The organism is Neobacillus niacini (assembly GCF_031457145.1).
GTDB classification, from domain to species: domain Bacteria; phylum Bacillota; class Bacilli; order Bacillales; family Cytobacillaceae; genus Neobacillus; species Neobacillus niacini_J.
In genome coordinates this window covers 1-2943 of sequence record NZ_JAVDVZ010000035.1, presented here as the reverse complement: position 1 = coordinate 2943, position 2943 = coordinate 1, and the positions used below count along the sequence as shown (strand labels likewise).

1 rRNA gene is annotated in these 2943 nt (G+C 52.6%); it reads right to left on the bottom strand.

The annotated features are described in order from the left end of the window. Nucleotides 1–2 precede the first annotated feature (2 nt). Nucleotides 3–2938 (bottom strand): 23S ribosomal RNA (locus J2Y03_RS28825). Between the last annotated feature and the right edge of the window lie 5 nt (nucleotides 2939–2943).

Below are 2943 nucleotides of genomic sequence, written 5' to 3'. Positions count from 1 at the left end.
AATTGGTTAAGTCCTCGAACGATTAGTATCAGTCAGCTCCACATGTTACCACGCTTCCACCTCTGACCTATCAACCTGATCATCTTTCAGGGTTCTTACTAGCTTGACGCTATGGGAAATCTCATCTTGAGGGGGGCTTCATGCTTAGATGCTTTCAGCACTTATCCCGTCCGCACATAGCTACCCAGCGATGCCTTTGGCAAGACAACTGGTACACCAGCGGTGCGTCCATCCCGGTCCTCTCGTACTAAGGACAGCTCCTCTCAAATTTCCTGCGCCCACGACGGATAGGGACCGAACTGTCTCACGACGTTCTGAACCCAGCTCGCGTACCGCTTTAATGGGCGAACAGCCCAACCCTTGGGACCGACTACAGCCCCAGGATGCGATGAGCCGACATCGAGGTGCCAAACCTCCCCGTCGATGTGGACTCTTGGGGGAGATAAGCCTGTTATCCCCGGGGTAGCTTTTATCCGTTGAGCGATGGCCCTTCCATGCGGAACCACCGGATCACTAAGCCCGACTTTCGTCCCTGCTCGACTTGTAGGTCTCGCAGTCAAGCTCCCTTGTGCCTTTACACTCTACGAATGATTTCCAACCATTCTGAGGGAACCTTTGGGCGCCTCCGTTACTCTTTAGGAGGCGACCGCCCCAGTCAAACTGCCCACCTGACACTGTCTCCCACCCCGATAAGGGGTGCGGGTTAGAATTTCAATACAGCCAGGGTAGTATCCCACCGACGCCTCCACCGAAGCTAGCGCTCCGGCTTCTCAGGCTCCTACCTATCCTGTACAAGCTGTACCAAAATTCAATATCAGGCTACAGTAAAGCTCCACGGGGTCTTTCCGTCCTGTCGCGGGTAACCTGCATCTTCACAGGTACTATAATTTCACCGAGTCTCTCGTTGAGACAGTGCCCAGATCGTTACGCCTTTCGTGCGGGTCGGAACTTACCCGACAAGGAATTTCGCTACCTTAGGACCGTTATAGTTACGGCCGCCGTTTACTGGGGCTTCGATTCAGAGCTTCGCTTGCGCTAACCCCTCCTCTTAACCTTCCAGCACCGGGCAGGCGTCAGCCCCTATACTTCGCCTTGCGGCTTCGCAGAGACCTGTGTTTTTGCTAAACAGTCGCCTGGGCCTATTCACTGCGGCTCTTCGAGGCTATTCACCTCAAAAAGCACCCCTTCTCCCGAAGTTACGGGGTCATTTTGCCGAGTTCCTTAACGAGAGTTCTCTCGCACACCTTAGGATTCTCTCCTCGCCTACCTGTGTCGGTTTGCGGTACGGGCACCTTTTATCTCGCTAGAGGCTTTTCTTGGCAGTGTGGAATCAGGAACTTCGGTACTATATTTCCCTCGCTATCACAGCTCAGCCTTTACGGTAAGCGGATTTTCCTACTTACCAGCCTAACTGCTTAGACGCGCATATCCAACAGCGCGCTTACCCTATCCTCCTGCGTCCCCCCATCACTCAAACGATAAAGAGGTGGTACAGGAATATCAACCTGTTGTCCATCGCCTACGCCTTTCGGCCTCGGCTTAGGTCCCGACTAACCCTGAGAGGACGAGCCTTCCTCAGGAAACCTTAGGCATACGGTGGACGGGATTCTCACCCGTCTTTCGCTACTCATACCGGCATTCTCACTTCTAAGCGCTCCACCAGTCCTTACGGTCTAGCTTCAACGCCCTTAGAACGCTCTCCTACCACTGACATCGTAGATGTCAATCCACAGCTTCGGTGTTACGTTTAGCCCCGGTACATTTTCGGCGCAGAGTCACTCGACCAGTGAGCTATTACGCACTCTTTAAATGGTGGCTGCTTCTAAGCCAACATCCTGGTTGTCTAAGCAACTCCACATCCTTTTCCACTTAACGTAAACTTTGGGACCTTAGCTGGTGGTCTGGGCTGTTTCCCTTTTGACTACGGATCTTATCACTCGCAGTCTGACTCCCACGGATAAGTCTTTGGCATTCGGAGTTTGTCTGAATTCGGTAACCCGATGAGGGCCCCTAGTCCAAACAGTGCTCTACCTCCAAGACTCTTACAACGTGAGGCTAGCCCTAAAGCTATTTCGGAGAGAACCAGCTATCTCCAGGTTCGATTGGAATTTCTCCGCTACCCACACCTCATCCCCGCACTTTTCAACGTGCGTGGGTTCGGGCCTCCAGTAAGTGTTACCTCACCTTCACCCTGGACATGGGTAGATCACCTGGTTTCGGGTCTACGACCACATACTCATTCGCCCTATTCAGACTCGCTTTCGCTGCGGCTCCGTCTTTTCAACTTAACCTTGCATGTAATCGTAACTCGCCGGTTCATTCTACAAAAGGCACGCCATCACCCATGAACGGGCTCTGACTACTTGTAGGCACACGGTTTCAGGATCTATTTCACTCCCCTTCCGGGGTGCTTTTCACCTTTCCCTCACGGTACTGGTTCACTATCGGTCACTAGGGAGTATTTAGCCTTGGGAGATGGTCCTCCCAGCTTCCGACCGGATTTCTCGTGTCCGGCCGTACTCAGGATCCACTCAGGAGGGAACGAAGTTTCAACTACAGGGTTTTTACCTTCTATGACGGGCCTTTCCAGACCGCTTCATCTACCCCGTTCCTTTGTAACTCCATGTTGAGTGTCCTACAACCCCAAGAGGCAAGCCTCTTGGTTTGGGCTATGTCCCGTTTCGCTCGCCGCTACTCAGGGAATCGCGTTTGCTTTCTCTTCCTCCGGGTACTTAGATGTTTCAGTTCCCCGGGTCTGCCTTCAATACCCTATGTATTCAGGTAAAGATACTACTCCATTACGAGCAGTGGGTTCCCCCATTCGGAAATCTCCGGATCAAAGCTTACTTACAGCTCCCCGAAGCATATCGGTGTTAGTCCCGTCCTTCATCGGCTCCTAGTGCCAAGGCATCCACCGTGCGCCCTTTCTAACTTAACCTAAAA